Annotated in this window: 24 protein-coding genes; 13 read left to right on the forward strand and 11 right to left on the reverse strand. The window is 32.8% G+C overall.

Going from position 1 to position 24,150, the window contains the following annotated elements:
• Positions 1 to 90 precede the first annotated feature (90 nt).
• Positions 91 to 366, reverse strand: coding sequence for an IS66 family transposase (locus NBT05_RS11625; protein ID WP_265773242.1), 276 nt, complete (start codon positions 364 to 366; stop codon positions 91 to 93).
• 718 nt (positions 367 to 1,084) lie between these two features.
• Here NBT05_RS11625 and NBT05_RS11630 point away from each other — a divergent pair.
• From NBT05_RS11630 to NBT05_RS11660, 7 genes are all read left to right on the forward strand, one after another.
• Positions 1,085 to 1,495 (forward strand): hypothetical protein, encoded by a 411-nt coding sequence (locus tag NBT05_RS11630; protein ID WP_265773243.1) that lies wholly within the window; start codon positions 1,085 to 1,087, stop codon positions 1,493 to 1,495.
• The gene (locus NBT05_RS11635; protein WP_265770023.1) at positions 1,485 to 1,640 is read left to right on the forward strand and encodes a hypothetical protein; all 156 of its coding nucleotides are present in this window, start codon (positions 1,485 to 1,487) and stop codon (positions 1,638 to 1,640) included. Before NBT05_RS11630 ends, NBT05_RS11635 begins: the two co-directional genes overlap by 11 nt.
• 276 nt (positions 1,641 to 1,916) lie before the next feature.
• Positions 1,917 to 2,120 (forward strand): hypothetical protein, encoded by a 204-nt coding sequence (locus NBT05_RS11640; RefSeq protein ID WP_265770024.1) that lies wholly within the window; start codon positions 1,917 to 1,919, stop codon positions 2,118 to 2,120.
• A complete protein-coding gene (locus NBT05_RS11645) occupies positions 2,117 to 2,557 on the forward strand; it encodes a PIN domain-containing protein (protein ID WP_265770025.1) in 441 nt (146 codons plus the stop codon). The genes NBT05_RS11640 and NBT05_RS11645 overlap by 4 nt, the downstream gene beginning before the upstream one ends.
• Positions 2,558 to 3,112: 555 nt before the next feature.
• On the forward strand, positions 3,113 to 4,291 hold the full coding sequence (locus NBT05_RS11650; RefSeq protein ID WP_265770026.1) for a T9SS type A sorting domain-containing protein: 1,179 nt from the start codon (positions 3,113 to 3,115) through the stop codon (positions 4,289 to 4,291).
• Between the two features lie 395 nt (positions 4,292 to 4,686).
• Complete coding sequence (locus tag NBT05_RS11655) at positions 4,687 to 5,865, forward strand: T9SS type A sorting domain-containing protein (RefSeq protein ID WP_265770027.1); 1,179 nt, start codon at positions 4,687 to 4,689, stop codon at positions 5,863 to 5,865.
• A gap of 395 nt (positions 5,866 to 6,260) precedes the next feature.
• The gene (locus NBT05_RS11660; protein ID WP_265770028.1) at positions 6,261 to 7,439 is read left to right on the forward strand and encodes a T9SS type A sorting domain-containing protein; all 1,179 of its coding nucleotides are present in this window, start codon (positions 6,261 to 6,263) and stop codon (positions 7,437 to 7,439) included.
• 433 nt (positions 7,440 to 7,872) lie between these two features.
• Here NBT05_RS11660 and NBT05_RS11665 read toward each other — a convergent pair whose 3' ends face one another.
• The 4 genes from NBT05_RS11665 to NBT05_RS11680 form a co-directional block, all read right to left on the reverse strand.
• Positions 7,873 to 8,784, reverse strand: coding sequence for an endonuclease/exonuclease/phosphatase family protein (locus tag NBT05_RS11665; RefSeq protein WP_265770029.1), 912 nt, complete (start codon positions 8,782 to 8,784; stop codon positions 7,873 to 7,875).
• Positions 8,781 to 9,284 carry a hypothetical protein gene (locus NBT05_RS11670; RefSeq protein ID WP_265770030.1) on the reverse strand — a complete coding sequence of 168 codons (504 nt, stop codon included), beginning with the start codon at positions 9,282 to 9,284 and terminating at the stop codon, positions 8,781 to 8,783. The genes NBT05_RS11665 and NBT05_RS11670 overlap by 4 nt, the downstream gene beginning before the upstream one ends.
• 478 nt (positions 9,285 to 9,762) lie before the next feature.
• Positions 9,763 to 10,299 (reverse strand): GNAT family N-acetyltransferase, encoded by a 537-nt coding sequence (locus NBT05_RS11675; RefSeq protein ID WP_265770031.1) that lies wholly within the window; start codon positions 10,297 to 10,299, stop codon positions 9,763 to 9,765.
• A gap of 121 nt (positions 10,300 to 10,420) precedes the next feature.
• Positions 10,421 to 11,779: an amidohydrolase family protein gene (locus NBT05_RS11680; RefSeq protein WP_265770032.1), complete on the reverse strand. Its 1,359-nt coding sequence runs from the start codon at positions 11,777 to 11,779 to the stop codon at positions 10,421 to 10,423.
• A 624-nt stretch (positions 11,780 to 12,403) separates the two neighbouring features.
• Between NBT05_RS11680 and NBT05_RS11685 the strand changes: the two genes are divergently transcribed.
• Together NBT05_RS11685 and NBT05_RS11690 are read left to right on the forward strand one after the other, a co-directional pair.
• The gene (locus NBT05_RS11685; RefSeq protein ID WP_265770033.1) at positions 12,404 to 13,030 is read left to right on the forward strand and encodes a putative quinol monooxygenase; all 627 of its coding nucleotides are present in this window, start codon (positions 12,404 to 12,406) and stop codon (positions 13,028 to 13,030) included.
• Between the two features lie 65 nt (positions 13,031 to 13,095).
• Complete coding sequence (locus tag NBT05_RS11690; RefSeq protein ID WP_265770034.1) at positions 13,096 to 13,956, forward strand: helix-turn-helix domain-containing protein; 861 nt, start codon at positions 13,096 to 13,098, stop codon at positions 13,954 to 13,956.
• An 87-nt stretch (positions 13,957 to 14,043) separates the two neighbouring features.
• On the opposite strand, the gene NBT05_RS11695 is transcribed toward NBT05_RS11690, so the two are convergent.
• The 6 genes from NBT05_RS11695 to prfB form a co-directional block, all read right to left on the reverse strand.
• Complete coding sequence (locus NBT05_RS11695; protein ID WP_265770035.1) at positions 14,044 to 14,550, reverse strand: GNAT family N-acetyltransferase; 507 nt, start codon at positions 14,548 to 14,550, stop codon at positions 14,044 to 14,046.
• Between the two features lie 248 nt (positions 14,551 to 14,798).
• Complete coding sequence (locus NBT05_RS11700) at positions 14,799 to 15,212, reverse strand: hypothetical protein (protein WP_265770036.1); 414 nt, start codon at positions 15,210 to 15,212, stop codon at positions 14,799 to 14,801.
• A gap of 187 nt (positions 15,213 to 15,399) precedes the next feature.
• The gene (locus NBT05_RS11705) at positions 15,400 to 16,122 is read right to left on the reverse strand and encodes an acetolactate decarboxylase (RefSeq protein WP_265770037.1); all 723 of its coding nucleotides are present in this window, start codon (positions 16,120 to 16,122) and stop codon (positions 15,400 to 15,402) included.
• A 375-nt stretch (positions 16,123 to 16,497) separates the two neighbouring features.
• Positions 16,498 to 16,968 carry a DUF1905 domain-containing protein gene (locus NBT05_RS11710; RefSeq protein WP_265770038.1) on the reverse strand — a complete coding sequence of 157 codons (471 nt, stop codon included), beginning with the start codon at positions 16,966 to 16,968 and terminating at the stop codon, positions 16,498 to 16,500.
• 128 nt (positions 16,969 to 17,096) lie between these two features.
• Positions 17,097 to 17,678, reverse strand: coding sequence for a hypothetical protein (locus NBT05_RS11715; protein ID WP_265770039.1), 582 nt, complete (start codon positions 17,676 to 17,678; stop codon positions 17,097 to 17,099).
• A 240-nt stretch (positions 17,679 to 17,918) separates the two neighbouring features.
• Positions 17,919 to 19,019, reverse strand: coding sequence for a peptide chain release factor 2 (gene prfB / locus NBT05_RS11720; protein ID WP_265770040.1), 1,101 nt, complete (start codon positions 19,017 to 19,019; stop codon positions 17,919 to 17,921).
• Between the two features lie 508 nt (positions 19,020 to 19,527).
• Here prfB and NBT05_RS11725 point away from each other — a divergent pair.
• From NBT05_RS11725 to NBT05_RS11740, 4 genes are all read left to right on the forward strand, one after another.
• Positions 19,528 to 21,972: a zinc-dependent metalloprotease gene (locus NBT05_RS11725; RefSeq protein WP_265770041.1), complete on the forward strand. Its 2,445-nt coding sequence runs from the start codon at positions 19,528 to 19,530 to the stop codon at positions 21,970 to 21,972.
• Positions 21,973 to 22,151: 179 nt separating this feature from the next.
• Complete coding sequence (locus NBT05_RS11730; protein WP_265770042.1) at positions 22,152 to 22,400, forward strand: DUF6364 family protein; 249 nt, start codon at positions 22,152 to 22,154, stop codon at positions 22,398 to 22,400.
• A gap of 62 nt (positions 22,401 to 22,462) precedes the next feature.
• Positions 22,463 to 22,825, forward strand: a complete 363-nt coding sequence (locus NBT05_RS11735; protein ID WP_322874177.1) for a PIN domain-containing protein — start codon at positions 22,463 to 22,465, stop codon at positions 22,823 to 22,825.
• A gap of 186 nt (positions 22,826 to 23,011) precedes the next feature.
• A complete protein-coding gene (locus tag NBT05_RS11740; protein WP_265770043.1) occupies positions 23,012 to 24,046 on the forward strand; it encodes a threonine aldolase family protein in 1,035 nt (344 codons plus the stop codon).
• The last annotated feature ends 104 nt before the right edge of the window (positions 24,047 to 24,150 follow it).

Raw genomic sequence — 24,150 nt, forward strand, 5'->3', positions numbered from 1 at the left:
ACCTTTTAGTAAACTGGCAAGATTACATGAATAGATAATTAAGAACATTGACTTGAGGTATCTTATAATGGTCAGAAACAACTCGTGTAATCAATTTGCTTCATATTTTTGTATACTTTTTAATATATCTTTAAGCCAACTATAGAGATCTATATTGTTCATTTTTAAACTGGCAAACAAAGAATATAGTATTGCTGCTTTTTGAGCAGTTCTATAAGAACCAGAAAACAGATAATTTTTTAGACCTAAAACCAATGGTCTAATTGTGTTTTCTACCAATTTATTATCAATCTCATAATATCCATCAACGATATATCTTTTCAATTTATCCCATAATTTTAATGAGTATTTAAAAGCTTTTCCGATAACACTCTTGGAAAGTACTTCAAGAACTTGTGCTTTAAACCATTATTAGAATACTAAAAATTCTTCTTAAACTGTACTCCGGGTTTGGAGTACAGTTTTGAAGTACAGTTTTGCTATAAAATGAAAGGTTTTGCAATTATCGTAATTGTATAAGTATTTGGTTCACAGTACTATTTAACTATATTCAATCCTATTCATAACCCGGAGGTCGGGGGATCGTGCCCCCCTCTCGCTACGGATAACCACGTCATTATGAGGTGGTTATTTTCATTTATAAAGGTTTTACTTTTATAAAACAGAGTACAGTTTTGGAGTACAGTTTAGCTACGTTTTTATTTTTATTAGTTGGCAATCAGTTCTCTATTTTAATATACTAGCCCTCGTTTGAATTATTAAAATGAATTTATTCGATTTCCTATTTATATCTGCGATTATTTTAAATAACTATTTGTTGATTCTAGAATAGCCAACAGTTCTAATCAAGGGAAGCTTACACTAGCTGCTACTTGTCTAACCGTAGGCAGGATAATTCAATTTTTCTCCGCTAAGATATTTTATATCTTGCTCCGCAAAAACACGCCGTAGTTGCCCGTGCATTAGGCACAAGGCAATAAATTTCTCGACAAAAATCAACATCTCGCTGAAAATCGTAAATTTATAGAATGAAAAAACAGCGGATTTTTATTTAGACACCTCAGTTTTCGGTGGCTACTATGATATCGAATTTAGTGAATTTACAAAACCCTTGTTCGAGCGAATAAAAAATGGCGAATTTACCGTTTTACTTTCCGCAGTTTTACAGCAAGAACTTAAACCTGCACCCGAAAGAATAGTCAAATTGATTACGGATTTGAAGAGTGAGTATATCGAATTCCTTGATGAGGATGAGGATGCGGTTGAATTAGCGACTGAATACATTACAGAAAAAGTGGTTGGACAAACCAGTTTTGCGGATTGTCTGCATATTGCGCTCGCCACAATAAATCAAGCAGACCTACTAGTAAGTTGGAATTTTAAGCATATCGTAAATGTGGAGCGAATACGTGGCTATAATTCTGTAAACATAAAAAAAGGATATAAACAATTGGATATTCGCTCACCAAGAGAACTGATGAAATATGAGAACTAAAACAAAAAAAGAATTTGATGCCGTCAAATTCGCAAGAGAACAAAAAGACAGATTAAGTGCTAAATTGGTGAAAATGACAAAGGAAGAAATCGTGGCTTATTTCAAAAAAGTTCGAATAGAGAGCCGAATAAAGCCCAATGCCTAACATTGTATAAAATCAATAGGGCTATTAATTGCTGATACCTATGGTTTAGGCGTACTTGCAAAGTTGCTATTTTTTGTTTTAGTTTTTAAGAATGTAAACTGTAAAATCGTAAAAATAAAAAACTGCTTGTGCCTAACCGAACAGATCGTGCATTTTTTCTCCACTAAGATATTTCATATCTTGTTCTACCACAACATGCCATAGTCGCTCATGCATTACTTGCAAGCATTTTGGAACATAATTTGGGCTCAACATTAAAATTAGGTACATTTAGATATGCAAATAGAACGAACAAATAAAGAAATACTCATCCGATTATCCTCTGGAACTGACTTAATTGGACTTCAGCGAATTTTGGATTATCTAAAATTCCGTGAAATAGCATCCAAAAGTGAAGCATTGCAAGAACAAATCGATAAAATAGCAATTGAATCCAAAAAATCTTGGTGGAATAAAAATAAAGACCGTTTCATAAAGTGAAGATTGTAGTTGATACGAACATAATTTTCAGCGGATTGCTTAGTCCCGATGGAACGATTAGCGACCTTTTGCTAAATTCATATGATAAAATTAACTTTTACTCACCAACGTTTGTCCTCGACGAACTTGGATACCATCGTAAGAAACTTTTAAAGTTGACTGGATTTTCAGAAAAAGAATTGGATTATCTTCAACTGACAATTTTCAAAAAGGTTGATTTAATTGATTTGGAATCTATAAGAGAATCCACATTTGAAAAGGCTTTTGAATTAACTAAAAATATAGACCAATTCGATATACCTTTTGTTGCTCTTGCGCTTGAATTAGAATCGCCTCTATGGACTGGCGACAAGAAATTAAAGAATGAATTGTTGAAAAAAGGAATTGATTGGATTTTAACGACGGATGTAATAACCGAAATTAGAAATACGGAATAAAAACACCTGATAATGCTGTATAAAAATAATAATCAATATGAGTTTAAACCAAAAGTTCAAGCATACTTGCAAAGTCGCCTTTTTTGGTTCAGCTTTTAAGAATGTAAATTGTAAATTGTAAAAACAAAAAACTGCTTGTGCCTAACCGAACAGATTGTGCGCACTTTCTCTGCCCTTCTGTTCTTATACGAGACTGTTCAAGCCCATACTCCGCTAAGCTCCGTATAGGCTTGAATGCACGGTTAGCTACGCCACTAGTTCTTTTTTGCCACAGGCAGGAGCGTGGAACGAGCAAAAACTGATTATTATTTACTGAGCCGTAGGCAAGATAATGCATTTCCCCCCATAAGATATTTTATATCTTGCTCCGCAGAAACGCGCCGTAGTTACCCGTGTATTACCAATAATTACTCGAAAAAATATCCAATTTTACACTCTGCCGAACTTTACGCTGAAAAAAATTACTTAAAATCTGAAAAAAACTACTATAAAGGGGTAGGGTAAATTAAATCTAATTCGTTATACATATACATACAAACAAAAAATATAAAACTCATGAAACAAATAAATAGTTTTTTACTAGTATTCCTATCCTTGTGCAATTTTGTTATGGCACAGAATTTAGAAACAATTAAAGAAATAAATGATGATCTCGGACCAATGGCAATTAAGGACAATTACCTTTATCTTAGTGTTGAAGATACTACAAACCTTGGCATATCTAATAACTCAAGAATTGTAAAAATAGATATAACAACTAATAACCCAAGTATTATAAATGTTGTGACGGCATCCGACTTTATTAATTCGCTTGCATTTCATGGAAATGATCTTTACTTTACTATTAGTGGTGGTGCATATGGTGAAAATAGTAAAATTGTAAAAACAGATATTTCACTACCTACACCAAGATTAATAGATGTTTTTACCGGAATAAACAGTCCTAGATCTCTTGTTTTTAAAGGTGATATCCTATTTGTACTAGAATCTGAAAGAATTACAAAAGCTAATGTAACAGATACAACACCAGTACTCACAGAATTTATATCACTTTCTTCTACAACTCCTAATAGATTAACAAATGTTACAGATATGGCACTGCATAATGATGACCTCTATATATCTTTAAATGATGGTACAGGATTTAAGGTTGTAAAGACAGATGTTACTGCTACAAACCCAGTAGTATCAGATGTTCTTACCGGAGTAAATTTTATAAATTCATTGGCGTTTAAGGGTGATGATTTATATATATCGTTCCCTATTGTAGATGACAAAATAGCTAAAATTAATGTAGTAACGACTACACTACCAACAACGATAGTAACCGATGTTCTTACAAATAGATATAGTTCATTTCAACTTGAATTAGCGTTTAAGGATGATGATTTATATATTGGTGAAGCGACAAATCAAATCATTCTTGGACCGCCATTACAAATTATTCGTTCAGATAAAATTCTAAAATTAGACGTAGATGAAACACTATCTATTACTGATTTCAATACTACAGAGGAATTAAAGTTATTTCCTAATCCTGCAAATGAATTTATTAAAATATCTGATTTAAAATCAAATAGAACGCTTGATTATACGATCTATAATTCAATAGGTGCGCTAGTCAAAAGAGGAAAGTTATCGAAGGATGCCACAATTAATGTTGAGAGTTTGTATTCAGGGTTATATTATTTAAGTATAGAAAATAATAAGACATTTAAATTTGTTAAGAGCTAAATACACATCTTGGCATTTTTAACTGAAAATGAGGTAGTAAATTTTTACTTGAGAAGAATGGCCTACAAGTGGTGTATCTAACATAGCTGGTCAGTGTAAAACCAAAAGTTTTGTGTTTACTTGCAAAGAAAAAACAACCAAATTTTGAAATTTGGCTTTTAAAATAGAAAAGTCAAAAGCATAACATAAAATTCGGCTCTTTGTTAATCCGGAAAAAGTAAGAGTCTTTTTACACATTACGTTTCAAGTTATACAAGTCCGTTCAAGCTAATTTACACTCTGCCGAACTTTACACTGAAAAAAATTACTTAAAATCTGAAAAAAACTACTATAAAGGGGTAGGGTAAATTAAATCTAATCCGTTATATATATACAAACAAATACATATATAACTCATGAAACAAATCAATGCTTTTTTACTAGTATTTTTATCCTTGTGCAATTTTGTTATGGCACAGAATTTAGAAACAATTAAAGAAATAGATGATAGATTCGGACCAATCGCAATTAAGGACGATTACCTTTATCTTAGTGTCGAAGATACTACAAACCTTGGCATATCTAATAACTCAAAAATTGTAAAAATAGATATAACAACTAATAACCCAAGTATTATAGATGTTGTTACAGCATCCGATTTTATTAACTCGCTTGCATTTCATGGTAATGACCTTTACTTCACTATTAGTGATGGTCGATTCGGTGTAAATAGTAAAATTGTAAAAATAGATGTTTCACTACCTACACCAACATTAATAGACGTTTTTACAGGAGTAAACAGTCCTAGATCTCTTGTTTTTAAAGGTGATGTCCTATATGTTCTGGAATTTGAAAGAATTACAAAAGCTAATGTAACAGATACAACACCTGTACTTACAGAATTTATATCACTTTCTTCTACAATTCCTAATAGATCAACAAATGTTGAGGATATGGCATTGCATAATGATGAACTCTATATATCTTTAAATGATGGTACAGGATTTAAAGTGGTAAAAACAAATATTACTGCTACAAACCCGATAGTATCAGATGTTCTTACTGGAGTAAACTTGATAAATTCATTGGCATTTAATGGTGATGATTTATATATATCGTTCCCTGTTGTAGATAATAAAATCGCTAAAATTAATGTAGTAACGACTACACTACCAACAACGATAGTAACCGATGTTCTTACAGATAGACATAGTTCATTTCAACTTGAGTTAGCGTTTAAGGATGATAATTTATATATCGGTGAATTGACAAGTCAACTTATTTTCGGACCACCATTGCGATTTATTAATTCAAATAAAATTCTAAAATTCGATGTAGGTGAAACACTAGCTATTAATGATCTTAATACTACAAAGGAATTAAAGTTATTTCCTAACCCTGCAAATGAATTTATCAAAATATCTGATTTAAAATTTAATAAAACGCTTGATTATACGATCTATAATTCATTAGGTGTGCTAGTCAAAAGAGGAAAGTTGTCGAATGATGCCACAATTAATGTTGATAGTTTGTATTCAGGGTTATACTATTTAAGTATAGAAAATAATAAGACATTTAAATTTGTTAAGAGCTAAATACACATCTTGGCATTTTTAACTGAAAATGAGGTAGTAAATTTTTACTTGAGAAGAATGGCCTACAAGTGGTGTATCTAACATAGCTGGTCAGTGTAAAACCAAAAGTTTTGTGTTTACTTGCAAAGAAAAAACAACCAAATTTTGAAATTTGGCTTTTAAAATAGAAAAGTCAAAAGCATAACATAAAATTCGGCTCTTTGTTAATCCGGAAAAAGTAAGAGTCTTTTTACACATTACGTTTCAAGTTATACAAGTCCGTTCAAGCTAATTTACACTCTGCCGAACTTTACACTGAAAAAAATTACTTAAAATCTGAAAAAAACTACTATAAAGGGGTAGGGTAAATTAAATCTAATCCGTTATATATATACAAACAAATACATATATAACTCATGAAACAAATCAATGCTTTTTTACTAGTATTTTTATCCTTGTGCAATTTTGTTATGGCACAGAATTTAGAAACAATTAAAGAAATAGATGATAGATTCGGACCAATCGCAATTAAGGACGATTACCTTTATCTTAGTGTCGAAGATACTACAAACCTTGGCATATCTAATAACTCAAAAATTGTAAAAATAGATATAACAACTAATAACCCAAGTATTATAGATGTTGTTACAGCATCCGATTTTATTAACTCGCTTGCATTTCATGGTAATGACCTTTACTTCACTATTAGTGATGGTCGATTCGGTGTAAATAGTAAAATTGTAAAAATAGATGTTTCACTACCTACACCAACATTAATAGACGTTTTTACAGGAGTAAACAGTCCTAGATCTCTTGTTTTTAAAGGTGATGTCCTATATGTTCTGGAATTTGAAAGAATTACAAAAGCTAATGTAACAGATACAACACCTGTACTTACAGAATTTATATCACTTTCTTCTACAATTCCTAATAGATCAACAAATGTTGAGGATATGGCATTGCATAATGATGAACTCTATATATCTTTAAATGATGGTACAGGATTTAAAGTGGTAAAAACAAATATTACTGCTACAAACCCGATAGTATCAGATGTTCTTACTGGAGTAAACTTGATAAATTCATTGGCATTTAATGGTGATGATTTATATATATCGTTCCCTGTTGTAGATAATAAAATCGCTAAAATTAATGTAGTAACGACTACACTACCAACAACGATAGTAACCGATGTTCTTACAGATAGACATAGTTCATTTCAACTTGAGTTAGCGTTTAAGGATGATAATTTATATATCGGTGAATTGACAAGTCAACTTATTTTCGGACCACCATTGCGATTTATTAATTCAAATAAAATTCTAAAATTCGATGTAGGTGAAACACTAGCTATTAATGATCTTAATACTACAAAGGAATTAAAGTTATTTCCTAACCCTGCAAATGAATTTATCAAAATATCTGATTTAAAATTTAATAAAACGCTTGATTATACGATCTATAATTCATTAGGTGTGCTAGTCAAAAGAGGAAAGTTGTCGAATGATGCCACAATTAATGTTGATAGTTTGTATTCAGGGTTATACTATTTAAGTATAGAAAATAATAAGACATTTAAATTTATCAAGAGCTAAATACACATCTTGGCATTTTTAACTGAAAATGGGGTAGTAAATTTTTACTTAAGAAGAACGACCTACAAGTGGTGTATCTAACATAGCTGGTCAGTGTAAAACTGGACTACCTCAAAATCCCTTATTATTATTGCTATCAAAAGCTTAAGCGGAAACCCATACGATAGTACAATAACTGCCCCTTTTGCTAGATCAAATTAAAGACAATGGTTCGCAAACCCCTAAAGAAGTTATCTATGACCGGGTAGGAAAAGAGGAGCCAAATAGGGGGTACAAAGGTAGCTACATTAAGGAACGACTAATTAGTTATGTTTATTTAAACCTATTCATATTCGCAACGGGTGGACGAGGGGATCTTGCCACCCTCATGCTAAAACAATCTTTTCAAAGTTATCTGAAGAGATTTTTTAATTCTGTAAATAGCCATTTTAATCTAAATTTTAGTCATCTTCACATAATATAAATAATGGTCGGAAATGTCTCGACTTTTTATAGGAGCTAGTTTTCCGGATTGTATGGTAAAATTGGTTTTATCTGTAAAAATATAATCTAATACCGATCCCCGGATAAAAGTGCCGGAATTCAATATAGCTACTCTTTCCGTTTCACTAATTTGCTCAAGGCTATTCGTAAAGTTTTGGTTCAATGTTGATAGCAGATTAAAGTCTGATTGATAAGGTATATTTAAGTCACCAGTAAAAATATAAGGTTGCTTTTCTTGTTTTACTAAGTTTTTTATTTTTCTTATTTGATTGTTTTTTTCATCATCGGTACTTCCTGCTGCAAAATGTGAATTTAAAACTATAATTTCTGTTTCTTCGTTTAGCTTTATTGTTGCCTTTAGGGAATGATTTTGATTGTAATAATCAAGATAACGAATGGTAGGATTTTCCAGGTGTACTATTTTATACTTTGATAAAATTGCATTTCCCCAAAATCCGTTGAGAAAAAGAGTACCAAAGTTTTGTATTGCTCTATCTGTTCCATAGGCGAAATTCATATTAGTTTTACTTGCTAGATATGCTGCCTGATTTTGGATTAAAGTGGAATCATAATCAAGACCTACTTCCTGCAAAGAAACAATATCCAAATCCAGGGAATTTATTAAATTAGCTATTCTGTTTAGTTGTTGGTAACCTCCGCCAATTTCTCCTGAAAACGGATCACATGTTTGGCAATAGCCAAATTTAATATTAAAAGTACCAACTAATAATTGACCGGAAAATTCGTCTTGTACAGTTCTTGTATTGTTATAGAAAGATATATCTTCTTGATCTTTTTCAAAAATGGAAAAATCTTCACAAGAGAATAAGGTGAAAAACAAAAGAAGTACAAATATCTTCATAACTTATAATTTATTCCTAATGAAAGTAATCCGGCAAATCCCCATTTATTTTTAGGAGAATTTGTATTAAAATTAAAATCTCGTCTTTCCAATAGTGCACCTAAACCTATAGTACTCTTAATCAAAAGATGTTTTACAATTTGATATTCAAACCCATAGCCGAATGTAATTTGAAAAGTACCCGTTTGAGTTCTGGCATTTTCTACAGATACGGAATTTTTAAAATAGGTGAAGCTACTTATAAAATGAAAATTGAATTCCTCTTCTCGTTGTTCGTCTGGAAAAAGTAGAATATCTCCTTTCACTCCAAAGGTACTCTTATTATTTACAAAGCTGGAACCTGCTAACAACCCTACCTGGACGTTAAGTTTACTAAAATTTCTTCCAACTATGGGATTTGCAAACACACCTTTGGTAGTAGAAATACCTTCAATTCCTATGTAGTAGTTACTTTTCTCTTGAGCAGTAATTGTCAATAAAGTAAATAGTATAAATAGCAAAAAAAGGTTTTTCATAGTAGCATATATATTATCGACTAGTCAAGGTTGACAAATTTAATTGAGAAAAGGTATTACAGTCTTTTCTAGTTAGGTCTTTATTAATTTCTCCATAAATTTGATATAATCAAACCTATTTTAATTGCTTATACATTTATTACTAAGTTCTTTATTTTTTTATTTCATTAGCGTCCGGTCAAAATAAATAAAAGTTTATAAAGAATGGTAAAATAACGTGATGCCAAACTTTAAAGAGTTTGGAGGTTGCTTTGTCATTTTTTTAAAGTAATTCATTCTTTAACGTAAATATCTATTACAATATTGATTTTCAATACTATAATGATTAGTCTTGATACTTGTTTCTAGAAGCGATAGCGACCTGCCCGTCTGCAGGCGGGTCTTGAATCTTTACCGAAACTAATAATTTTATCCCTATTGTCAAACGTACTGCTTTCCGGAACAACATTTAATATTAGATATCTTACTTTCTTTTCAGTTCATAAAGAACACAACTTTCCAGGGTTTTATAATCTTTTAATAAAGGATGTTTAAAGGTTTGTACCTTCTTCATTCCAAGTTTTTCTATGACACGTTTGGATTTATGATTTATTTCAGGACAAATTGAGTTTATGGATTTTAATCCTATGGTTTTAAAAGCGAAATCAAGGCATTTTCTGGCTCCTTCAGTTGCATATCCTTTTCCCCATTCTTTTGGTGCTAACCTCCAACCAATATCTACACAAGGGGTAAAGTCAGCTTTAAAATTTTGTTCTGAAATTCCGATAAAACCAATAAATTCGCTGTTCTCCAGCTTATCAACCGCAAAATAACAAAATCCGCTTTTTACATATTGTTTTTTCATTCTATCAATAAATCCTTCCGTTTGCTCTTTGCTTAGAGTACCTGGAAAAAATTCCATAACTTGAGGATCAGAATTAATTTCAGACATTCTGAGTTTATCTTTGTTAGTCCAATTTCTAAAACCTAATCTTTTGGATTTAAAAAGGTACTTTTCCATTTCAGTTTAGCTACTTGTTTTTTATAGAGGTTGATGGCTACAAAGTGTTTAAATGGTGCAAAATATGTAATTTTGACGAAGAATATATGCAATTCTATTGTCGATACTAGAGATAAAGCTTTTAATACTTATAAATTTTTCCATCTTTAATAATTGTTTTTTCCGAAGTGAAATTTTGAACAGCATCAAAAGGGCTTTTGTCCCAAATAATCATATTAGCTTTTTTATCTTTTGAAAGTGAACCTGTATGTTTATCAATACCTATGGCTTTAGCCCCATTTAAACTTGCGATTTTAAAAACATCTTCAATCGAAAAACCGTAACTACCTAATAAAATTAATTCCGAAATAGTTGCTTTTCCGCCATCGGGCATATCCGTACCGATTCTGATTTCAATTCCTTTATCATGCATTAGTTTCACATATTTCATAAAAATTTTAAAATTCTCAATACATCTTCTTCTCTGTAAATCAGTAAGATCCATATCCATTGGTTCTGTAAAATAAGTTGATTCAAACTGTTGATACAAATAATGAATGGTGGTCGATATGGAAACTTTGTTTTTTGATAGTTTATCTATAAACTTTTCTAATTCATCCTTTTTAAATTCATCGAGAAATCTAAATTGTTCCAGTAAATATTCTAAAACTCTGGATTCGGAGTTTAATTCTCCAAAATGTTCTTCGAATTGTTGGTCAAGTTTATCCCAGTCACTTTGCTCGGTCAATACATTATTAGGAATAATACCTAAATGTTCATAATTAGTTAAGCCTAATTTTAAGGTTTCGCTCATTTTAGGATGTTCTAACCCAAAGCCACCAATATGTCCATAAATTTCCATACCCAAACTATCTGCTGTTCTATAAGCTACTTCAAATTCGGGATTGTTTAATCGGTAGTATAATTTAATATGCTTGATACCTGATTTATGGTATTCAATAATTTTAGATTGAGCTTCCTCAGTATTTTTCAGTACACTATGTGCTATATAAGGTTCCTGGTTTTCTTTTGATATCATTGCACCGCCAGCAGTGAAAACATCGACAAATTCCGGGGTAGGATGCTTTTGCCAGGTGAGGATTTTATCTAACCAGTTTTCGGGTTGTCCTAACATTAATACGGTAGTAGTTCCACAAGGTAAATAAGCGTCAGAAAGTCTTCTTCGGGCATCTTTATTTAAATTTAATGGTGCTTTATTCCTATCCCCAAAAACATCTGTTGGGTGAATATGAGTATCTATAAAACTAGGAGTTACCAATTTATTTTCAGCATCTAAATTTTTAAGTCCATTATAGTTTGAAGAATTATCAACTATGGCTTCAATTTTGCCGGAATTTATTACCAGTGATTTGTTTTCTAAAATAGTTCCGGATGCTACATCTAATATATCGGCATTTGTAATCAATAAATCACAAGTGATCGTTTGTTTACATGCTGATAAAAGCACAAGTAATATAATCGAAATGTAGCTTCTGATCATTAGTTTTGGTATTTTATGTATAATTTATAACCACTTTACATCGAGTATATGAACAATATATTATATATACTTAGGAACAATTTAGTAAACCTTGGTATACCGTATATAATTTTTTTAAAATTTATGAAACAAGTTTTTATTTAATAACAATAGTGTCCGGTTAAAATGAATAAAAGTTTGTGAAGCATAGTAAAAAAAGGTGATTCTAAACTTTAAATTATTTGTAGGTTACTTTTTCAAAGTAATTCATTTTTTTAGCGTAGCTAATTTTATAATATTGATTTTCATTAATGTAATAATTAGTCTTGATTCTTGATTCTAGAAGCGATAGCGACCTGCCCGTCTGCAGGCGGGTCTTGAATCTTTACCGAACATTAATGATTAAAAATCTAATAATACCCACTACAATCAAGACACCACACCCCATAACTTCCCTATTTTAAAATATTGTCCATGCTTTAGTAGAAAACATCCATTCCATAGTTCTCTGTTTCCTTTCAAATTTGCATAGTAGATAAAAACAAATTAATGATGAAAATTAAAACTTCACTAAAATCAATACTTCTGGTCTTAACACTAGGATTCACCCTTCAAACATTTTCAAAAACTAAAAACAATAAAATTATGCAAAACACCAAAAAAGAAACTATCGGATTACTAGTAATAATGAAAGCAGAATCAGGTAAAGAACAGGACCTTAAAAATTTCCTGCTCGGTGGTTTAGACTTAGTTAATCAAGAACCTCTTACTATGTCCTGGTTTGCGTTTCAGATAGATAACAATACTTTTGGGATCTACGATACTTTTGAAGTAGAAGAGGGTAGAAAAGCTCATTTAACGGGCGAAGTGGCAAAAGCTTTACTAGCAAATGCAGCAGATTTATTAGAAAATTTTAATCCCGATACAGATATACAGCAGGTTGATGTATTGGCTTCTAACCATAAGAACGGATTACAAAACAAAGGTTTACTGGTTACGATGAAAGCTAATAAAGCAAAAACTACAGACCTTGAAAATTTCCTTAATGCTGGTAAACAATTGGTTACTGATGAAGCAGGGACATTATCCTGGTATGCTATCAAAATCGATGCTACTACCTATGCAATTTTTGATACTTTTACCGATGATCCTGGTAGAGATGCCCATCTAACAGGTAAAGTAGCCGAAGCACTTATGGAAAATGCTCCTGTTCTTTTGGAAGATTTTAAAGCATCCGCAATACAAAAAATAGATATATTGGCTTCAAAATAATCGTTATATTAAAAAAGGGGTGTGATAAGCACTCCTTTTTTTAACCATCTTATGTAAAATTTCCTATGGCTCAAGTTATAATTGATAAGCAGAACGGCGAGTTAGCCTTTAGGCTGGAAAAGTTTGATAATCTAGATCATTTTGACCATTTACAAAGAAAAAATTATTATTCTGTTATTCTAATTAAAGGAAATAATTTAAAACTAAGCGTGGATTTTTTTAAATATGAATTACATGGTGATCAGATGATTTGTTTGTCACCTTACCAACCCTTTATGATTTCTTCTGAAGAATCTTGTTCGGGATACCTGTTAAATTTTCACCCAGATTTTTTCTGTACCTATCGACATCAAAACGAAATTGAAACCGAAGGTATTCTTTTTAATAACTTTCACGGATTACCTAATTTTAAAATTTCTAAAGAAGCCTTGTTTTCTAATCTGATAGATCAAATGTCAAAGGAGATGGACAGAAATTCTATCGCACAACACGAAGTCCTCGTTGCTTATTTAAAAGTATTTTTAATTGAAGCGGTAAGGCAAAAGAAAGATTTTGATAAAGAGTTGAAACCGAAATTTTCTGATGGTCAATCTGAAATATTACAAAATTTAGTAAATTCTATTGAAAACAATTACCGTAAGTTACACGCTCCCAAAGATTATGCGGAAGTTTTATGTTTAAGTACAAAAACACTAGCCGGAATCGTAAAAAAGTACCTGCAACAAACGCTTAGTTCCTTAATTTCCAATAGGATTATTATGGAAGCCAAACGGGAACTCTATTTAACCTCAAAACCTTTGAAGCAAATAGCTGCTAGCCTCGGGTATGAAGATGAGTTTTATTTCAGCAGGTTTTTTAAAAAGAAGGTAGGCGTATCTCCCGATCATTATAGAAAAACGGTGGGTTTTGCAAAATTGGAAAAATGATGAGGTTGGGATAGTGCAATGCAATTTATAATAAGGTTTTTGCATTTATTAATATTCTCTATACCATCCTTTTAATTAAATTTAAACCTAAATGATATCCTTTTGAAAATAACATACTTCTCCTTTTTGGTAATGTTCGGGTAATCCGTTGGTATTTTCAAGTTGGTTGGCCCCTAAAAAGGTAAACCCCAGTTTTTCATAGTGTCCGATTAAGCCTTTGTTTAAGCCAACAGTATCCATTCGGATGTTTTTTAAATTTCGGTTTTTACCAAAGTCATTTGCCCAATCAATTATTTTACTTACCAAATTTTGTCCACGAAACTCCGGATTGGTAGCAATCCGGTGTATATATAGTGAAGGTTCATTCTTAGTTCCCCAGATCAATTCGTCGTTTAAAGTTGTTGCCCAGATGCACGCAATTTTATCCTCAATAAGTAACTTCCATTGCCTATTTTCTTCTATTTCAGTAGTAATTAAATCTTTAGGAAATTCAGGCCAGTGCACCTGATTTTTGGACTTCATATAAGCTGTCGCCATACGGTACAAATCATATATGATAGGAATATCAGTAAGTTCACTGTTTTTGATGGTCATCTTTAGAGATTTACTTGATTTTTATAGTGTTAGTTGGAAGGGATTTAAATTAACTTATATGATTTGTAATATACTAGATTTGCTGTTAATTTAATTCTATAAAGCTAAATAGATTATACTACTTTTTAAATTAATACCTAGTAGAAAATTCATGAATATTTTAATGTTGTAATTTTAAATCAATGATTTTTAACTAACAATAAATAGCATGGATCATGCCTAAACCACTAAAGTTATGTTACTCAATTTTACGCTATATTGCCCTTTTTCTTAATTAACATATTCCCCAATAAAGTAACTCCATTGCTAGAAAGCCAAAGCCAAAACCCTAATTCATACCCAATAATTTTTCTGTAATGTCCTGCTTCATCATCAATTATTTCATCAAATAGTAAAAAGGATGATGCTATCAGAAAAGAAGCTAAACTTAATAGCAACGATACTTTATTTTGGTTAATTAAAAGCCAAGATAGAATCAGTAGAGGATTCGCCAACCAACAAAGAGTTGCTCCTCCAAAGAAGATTCCTATAGCTCCAAAAATAAATACAACAATAGAATCACCACAAAGACTTGTGGTGCAATAACATTTTTGCGTTAACGCAATAATAAGTAGTCCTATCGAAAGACTTATAGTTGTTATCTTAATTGTCTTTGTATTCATGTTTATTGCTTACAAAGTACTAGTACATATTACATATTTTCTTAAATCAAAATATACAATTTTCTAACTTAATGAAACTGGCTATAGTATTATAGGCCCCCACTATTAAATCTTCTTTGCATAATTCATTTAATAAATAAAAATAGTATTCGTGTTTACCGGAGGTGGTAACGAAATGACCAATTCCTTATTTTACCGGTAAGAACAATTTCATTTCTTCAATATTTACCTCGTCTACGTGCCCCATTTTACTTTCATCCTTTGTGATTAAATGTAAATGGATGTTTGAATCATGATGGGTAAAAATACCTTTATGTTCGGTTGAGAAAAATCCAATAATTGTTACTTCTTCATTTTTTAATTGGTAATCAGTTTGCCCCTGATGTGCTTCTTTGGGTGATGAAACCTTCGTTCCTTCAGGTAAATTTTGAATATGTATGGTTGCTTCGGATATTTTTCCAATTAGTTTAAAAGCAAAAGGTCTCTTGGAGTTAACAGTTTTTTCGTCCACAAAATTCTCAATATCTTGAATCGTTTTAATATTAGAGGTTAGAGCGATCTCATTCCATTCCGTTACATGCGTATAGACCAAAAAAGGTGCGGAAACATCAAAAGTTTTTTTAACTGTCATCGTTGAATCCGACGTGACCCTTGATACGTAACTTTGCCCGTTATTAATTAGTATTTCTCCGGTTAAATAACTTTCCGGTCCAAGTCCGTAAAGACCCGTTCTATTTGAGATCGTATCCAGGTTGATAGTACCCTGCAATTCCCCTTTCCACATCACATTTTTCATTGCTCCAACAATTTGAATGTCGTGATAGGTATGATTTGAATTATCTTTCTTTAGATTAGAATTACAACCAAATATTCCAAATACTAAAAATCCAATTATTATGTATTTTATCATCGATAATGTTTCTCTCAAGTTAGAGTTTATAGATAAATAGCTATAACCTCTTTTATATTTAGGGAAAAAAGCGTCAATTCGAGTATTTTTTCGTAATGAAATGAAGAAAAAATGTATCGAGAATAGCTTTTTTGACTAAAATCCTTATCATCTTAAGCCTGGTCGAAAGACTCAATAGTTCTGCTGAACTAGTTGAAGCACACTTCTTCTTTTAGTCAAAGCACCCAAACTGATGGATTTTACAATAATTATTATTCAAATGCACCACGGGTTAGCTATAGTATATTTTATAATACAAGATACAAAATATCTAAGCGGAGTTAAAAGCAATAACTTGCCTATAGCTATCCATATTGTCGCATATTATACGGTTGCTTATTTCATTTTCAGCTTTTCTTTAGCTAAAAATTCAGTAATAATCTTAATTTGCCTATCAATATCTTTTAGTTTTGTAAAACTAAAAATCAGACTTCTTTTTTTTCCATCTGTTAGCTTGTCAAAAATTACTTTTGCATCCATATCTTGTTCCAGAAAAACACTTAAAACCTCGGGTATGTCAACTCCTAGGGGATCCGGATCCTCTTCGATTTTATAAACAATATTTTCACCAAGTTCTTTGTTTAATTCTTTAAGGTATTTTCCGGCAACAATTATATAAAAATTCCCATCTCCTAAATGATTTAAACCACAACGATAGGAAACTTTATCATCAATCGTACAAATCATTCTGGTAGCTCTTTTTCTACTGAATTGATTTATGATTTCAGAATCGAACTTTAAGTAATAGTATCCACCCTTTCTTTTTTCCAGTTGTTTAATTGACTGTATTCCTTGATATGTTTTCATTTATAAGTAGGTATAACTTGTTTTTAAGAAGCAAGGCATAACACGTTGTAAGAGGGCAATATACCTAATCTTTTAAGGCACACTCTTTTTAACTATTTAAAAAGCTGCCTACTCAATTGTAACAAATGTTATTCCTCTAATCTTTTTCCTCCTATTTTAAATCCGATGAATAGCCCAAGATAACTATTATCTATGGTGCCAACAGACTGTTTATTTCGTATGTTAATAGTAGCTTTTGGTATAAAATTATATTCTAATCCATAGCGTATATTTCCAATTTCGATTCCACCTCGTAATAGAAAACCCATTTGATTTTTCACGCTTCCTTCTAATATTTCTAAAGAGCCATTATTTCGATCGGAAACATCTATATTGCTAAACAAATAATATCCTAAGCCAAATCCTAAGTAAGGTCGATATCTTTTAGTATTAAAATAATAATCATAGGTAGGGATAAAAGAAATGACGGCATTATCGTTTAATTCATCTATAAAATATGGTAAATTATCATTTAATCTAATTTTTTGAGGGTTGGTAGCAATTCCAAACCTCAATCCAATTACCGCATTTTTTGAAGCTTCGACTTTAGGTTCTATATTCAGTAACAATCCTAAACTATTAGAATTTGATTCTAAAAGTAGTCCTGGTTCTATCCTTAAAATTACTTGTGCATTTAAATTAAGCAAAAGAAAAGATGCTATAATCATCAAAATAATTGCTTTAAAATTGCTTTTTATATTTTGAAAAAAAACAGATAGGAAAACGTTCATTCACTTATTTAGATCGGTTATCATAATTAAAACGTTTACTATCCACTATAATTGTTACCCTGTATGAGCGGCTATGATATGCTTTTAAGGAGCAAAATGGAAATATCTTAATAGAGTATGAACTCGAACGGGTTGATATAGCAATGGTATTACAGAACAAAAAAACAAGAAATACACCTTTTACAACTGACTTTCTTTTTGTCCGGTGACCATTAAAAAAGCTTTAAGGAAGTTGTCGATATTACCGTCCATAACCGCATCTACATTCCCGGTTTCTTCGGCGGTACGTACATCTTTAACTAATTTATAAGGGTGCATTACGTAGTTTCGGATTTGCGAACCCCATTCGATCTTCATTTTAGAAGCTTCAATTTCATCCCGTTGTTCTTGTTGCTTTTTCAATTCCAGTTCAAATAACTGAGATTTTAACATTTGCAAAGCTTTCTCACGATTGTCATGTTGCGAACGGGAATCTGAGCACGAAATCTGAATTCCGGTAGGGAAGTGGGTAAGCTGTACTTTGGTCTCCACTTTGTTTACATTTTGTCCTCCGGCACCACTGGAACGAGAAGTGATAATTTCGTATTCTGAGGGGTTAATTTCAATTTCAATAGAATCATCAGCCAGCGGATATACGTAGACGGAAGCAAAAGAAGTATGCCGTTTCGCATTACTATCAAAAGGTGAAATCCGAACCAATCGGTGTACCCCGTTTTCTCCTTTTAACCAACCAAAAGCGTATTCCCCGTCAATTTCAAGCGTAACCGTTTTGATTCCAGCTACATCACCGTCCTGATAGTTCAGTTCTTTAATTTTAAAACCGTGTTTTTCTGCCCACATCATATACATTCGCATCAACATACTTGCCCAATCACAACTCTCCGTACCGCCGGCACCTGCAGTGATTTGAAGTACGGCACTCATGGCATCGCCTTCTTCACTTAACATGTTTTTAAACTCCAATTCTTCCAAGATATCCGTTACCTGATTGTATTTTTCAATAACTTCGGATTCGGGGGCATCGCCTTCTTTATGAAATTCTAATAATACCTCCAGGTCATCCGCAAGTTGCGCTGTTTTTTTATAATCCGCAACCCACTTTTTTTCCGCATTTAAGGCACGCATGATCTTTTCTGCTTCCTGGGCATCATTCCAAAAATCAGGAGCAAAGGTTTTTTCTTCTTCATTACTAATTTCAATCTCCTTTTGTTCAATATGAAGATATTCTTTTAGTTTTTCAACCCGCTCATTAATTTCCTTTACCTGTTCGGCAGTAATCATAATTGAAATTTTTCCAAAAATACGCTATTTTCAAAAGTTGACATTCCTCAAAACTACTTTTCTAAAGTAAGTATCCTTTGTTCTATTAAACAGAATATTTTAAATCTAATTTACAATAGCATTGGTGTACCAAAATTGCCCAGACTATTTTAGTTACAGCTATCTATCTTTTCCTAAATCCTTTCCAAAGGAAAGGACTTGTAGCCACCTTCCCTCAGGGAAGGGCCGGGGATGGGATTCGAAAAAGTAGAACTATTAGGGCCGGGTCGGAGATGGGATTTAAAAAAGTAAGCCTATTCAGAAAGTGCCCCCGGGACGGGATGGGACGTAGAACAAGTTGGATCATTAAGAAAGGACCAGAAATGGGAATAAGATAAAACCACTTACCAACAAAATTCACCTAACAAGAAGTTAATATCATCTTTACTACCTATTTTCTAAAGCTAAAATTTTCAACTAAAGGTATTTCCGTTTATTTTTACCCTTTTAGAACACTTTTATACAAATCATGACCAGAATATACCGTTTACCTCATTTCTTTTTGCTTTTTTGCTTATTGTTTATAACCAACATCACTTTTTCACAAGCTATTTCAGAGCAAAAAAATATAAAAAAGTATAATGGTTTTTTTAATTTCTATTACCAGGAAAAAGAGGATAAAATGTATCTGGAAGTCAAAAAAGACTTAGGTGAATTTTTATATGTTCATTCTCTAACTACCGGAGTAGGATCTAATGACCTGGGTTTAGACCGGGGGCAAATTGGAGATGGTGTTGTGGTTTATTTTAAAAAAGCCGGAAATAAATTGTTACTGGTACAGCCCAATCAGGAGTATCGGGCGGTTACGGATAATAAAGCCGAAAAAACCAGTGTAGCCCAGGCTTTTGCTACTTCGGTACTTTTTGGATTTAAAATTGAAGAAACTACGGCAACTAGTTTTATTGTTAATCTGACACCCTTTTTACTACAAGATACCCATAAAGTTAGTAAACGCTTAAAAGATAGTAAAGAAGGAACTTATAAACTGGATACGTCCCGTAGCGCGTTGGCTATGGATAGAACACGTGCTTTCCCGAAAAACGTAGAATTTGAAGCTTTGCTAACTTTAAAAGGAGAACCTACTGGGAAACAGTTGCAAAGCGTAGTACCCAATCCTAATTATGTAACCGTAAACCAACATCATTCTTTTGTAAAACTACCGGACAATAATTATAAAAAAAGGATTTTTGATCCCAGGTCGGGTGCCATGTACTTTAGTTATCAGGATTATGCCACACCCATTGATGAACCTTTAGTTAAACGATTTATCTACCGGCATCGGTTAGAAAAAAAGAACCCCGGTGCTACCCTTAGCGAACCAGTTGAACCTATTATCTATTATCTGGATCCGGGTACGCCGGAACCGGTTAGATCTGCTTTGCTGGAAGGTGCATCCTGGTGGGATCAGGCTTTTACGTCAATTGGTTTTAAAAACGCTTTTCAGGTTAAAATGCTACCGGAAGATGCAGATCCGCTAGATTTACGTTACAACGTTATTCAATGGGTACATCGATCTACCCGTGGGTGGAGTTATGGGGCTAGTGTAGCTGACCCCAGAACCGGCGAAATCCTAAAAGGGCATGTGAGTTTAGGTAGTTTAAGGATTCGGCAGGATTATCTGATTGCACAAGCCTTGCTGAACAAACCTTTTGATCAACAGTCTAATGCTGAAAAGACAATGTTAGAAATGGCATTAGCACGAATTCGCCAGCTTTCTGCTCACGAAGTAGGACATACCTTAGGTTTCGCCCATAATTTTGCTGCAAGTACTAATAGTAGGGCTTCGGTGATGGACTATCCCCATCCTAAAATTGAATTAAAAAATGGCGAAATTGATTTGACTAATGCCTACGATACAAAAATAGGGGCATGGGATAAAATTTCCGTAGCTTATACCTATTCCGTTTTTACTTCAGAAGCTGAAGAAAAGGAAAAATTAAGTACTCTGCTTCAAAATGCACATCAAAACGGGTTGCGCTATATTACCGATCAGGATGCGCGTCCTCGTAATGGTTCTCATGCCTACGCTCACCTTTGGGATAACGGGGGTGATCCGGTAAAAGAATTAAATCATATTTTGGAAGTTCGTAAAACTGCTATGACTAATTTCTCCGAAAAAAATATAAAAGTAGGCGAAACCTATTCTAGTCTGGAAGACGTTTTTGTACCTCTTTACTTTTTACATAGATATCAAACCGAAGCCGTTGCTAAAATTATAGGAGGTTTGGAATATACCTATGCCAGTAGGGGAGACGGTCAACAAGTTGTAAAGGTGGTTGATGCTAAAATGCAGAAAAAAGCATTGGAGGCACTTTTACAAACCTTAACTGCAGCGCAACTGGCAATCCCGGAAGAAAAGTTAAAACTATTTCCACCTCGTTCTTTCGGGTATCCTAAAACCAGGGAATCTTTTAAAGGCAAAACCGGTTTGAGCTTTGATGCGTTAAGTGCAACGGAGACCGCAACAGATATGACCTTAGGATTCGTATTAGAGCCTCAAAGATGCTCCAGGTTGATTCAGCAGAAAAGTTTAGATAATAATACCTTAGGGTTAAAAGAATTACTAGAAATTTTACAAAAAGAAATTTATAAAAATACGGCTTCGCAATCAGCTTATTACCAGGAAATTTCTTTTTTGGTTTCTGAAGTATTTGTCAAACATCTCAAAAATTTGGCGGTAGCCAAAAATGTGTTACCACAGGTTAATGCGATCGCCACAAACCAACTACAGCAACTACAGAAAAGGTTAGAAACTAAAGAAACAACTTACAAAGATTATTACATGTACCAGGCACAGCAAATAGCTAAATTTTTAGAAAAACCAGAACAATTCACCCCAATACCAGCGCCAAAAATCCCGGACGGTTCCCCAATTGGAAGTTTTTGTGGAGGTTTCGATTTAACAAATAAGTAGATATATGTTCTGAAGGAATAATATTTAGCAGTGTAGATGCACTTTTACAATTAAATATTTCTATAAAATTACTAGAATGTTAGAACGATAGTTTTTAATATAGGAAATATACGTGTATTTATTTTTAAAAATACACGTGCTCCAATACGATTTCGTATATTAGTAAATAAATCGCTACAATGAACACAAAATTGACCTTAACTATAGGACAAGAAATTATTCATAAGGCTAAGCAGTACGCAAGAGAAAAAAACCGTAGTTTATCTGATATAATCGAGAATTATCTTAAAACCCTTATTGATAAAAAACCTCAGGAAGAAAACGATTCCAGTCCGATCGTAGCATCTTTAAGAGGTTCTTTTAAAGCACCTTCAGATTTTGATTATAAAAAGCAATTAAACGAACGTCTAGAAAAGAAATATCTGTAATAGATAACGTACTTTTAGATACCGATGTGCCTCTTGACTTCTTTTTCGATAGAAAACCTTTTTTGAATGATGCAGCTAAAGTCTTAAGCCTTTGTGAAAATAAAAAAATTAAAGGGTATACCACTCCTGTAATCATAGCAAACGCCTACTATCTCTTACGAAAAACGGCTAAACAAGAAGTTGTCATAGGTAAATTAAATCAACTTTTAAACCTAATAGATGTAGTAAAAATGGATAGAAAAGTAGTTTTAAAAGCATTAAATGCTGATTTTAAAGATTTTGAAGATGCTCTACAAAATTTTTCAGCAGTTAATAAAGGTGAAATTAAGATAATTCTGACCAGAAATATAAAAGACTTTAAACGTAGCGAACTGGCAATTTTAACGCCTGAAACATACCTTAAGGCTAGAAGCGTCAGTAATTGATAGTTTCTTATATAGCTTCATACAAAGCATTACGTTAGTCATGATTTTTGATACTACAAACGATAGCAACCTGCCCGTCCGCAGGCGAGTCTTGATTCTTTACCGGATGATAATAACTTCAAATTAATTTACACTACAATACCATACATTTCTTAATTTTAAACTTCCAATTAAAACAAATCCACCATGAAAATTGATTTAAGAAGCGATACGATTACCAAACCTACTCCGGAGATGCTTAAAGCCATGATGAATGCTGAAGTGGGGGATGATGTATATAAAGAAGATCCTACCGTTAATCAATTAGAAAGTTATGTAGCGGAATTATTTGGAAAAGAAAAAGCATTATTTTTTCCTACCGGAAGTATGGCTAACCAGGCTGCTATTAAAATGCATACCCAACCCGGGGAGCAACTCATTGCAGATGCTTACGCACATGTATATAATTATGAAGGAGGTGGGGTTTCCTTTAATAGTGGGGTTTCTTGCAAGCTATTACCAGGAGATCGCGGACGTATTACAGCAGAACAAGTGGTAAATGCCATTAACCCTCCGGATTTTTACCATAGTCCGTTAACCAGTTTGGTTTGTATTGAAAATACCACCAACAAAGGGGGCGGGGCTTGTTACGATTTTGCCGAACTTGAAAAGATTAGAGAAGTTTGTAACCAACATCAGTTGGGGTATCATCTGGATGGTGCTCGTTTATGGAATGCACTGGAGGCTAAAAACGAAACTCCGGAACAATACGGAGCTTTATTTGATACTATTTCAGTTTGTTTAAGTAAAGGTTTGGGTGCTCCGATGGGGTCATTACTGGTTGGGGATGGCGAAATCATGGAAAAAGCCTTACGGGTTCGGAAAGTGTTAGGCGGAGGTATGCGTCAGATCGGATATATGGCAGCAGGCGGACTTTATGGATTACAACATCATCGTAAACGCCTGATGGAAGACCATCAAAAAGCGAAAGAAATTGCTCAAGTTCTTCTAAGCTTACCTTATGTAGTTTCTGTAGAACCGGTAGAAACGAATATCATTATTTTCACCATTTCAGGAAGTGAAAAAGAATTTATCGATCAAATGGCATCAAAAAATGTTCAATTTTACGGAATGGGCGGGGGTAAACTTCGTTTTGTCACCCATCTTGACTATACGGATAAAATGCATACTTATTTTTTAAAATTACTAGAAGAGAGTGCTACGATTCACTTAACTTCTTAGATTTATTTTACGCTACTCCAATTCCTGCCAGCGTAGATTTAAATAAAAGTATTTCATTATTCATTCCAGATTCCGAAGTGTACTCATTACTTTTAGCTACAATG

It is taken from the genome of Aquimarina sp. ERC-38 (assembly GCF_026222555.1).
Lineage (GTDB): Bacteria > Bacteroidota > Bacteroidia > Flavobacteriales > Flavobacteriaceae > Aquimarina.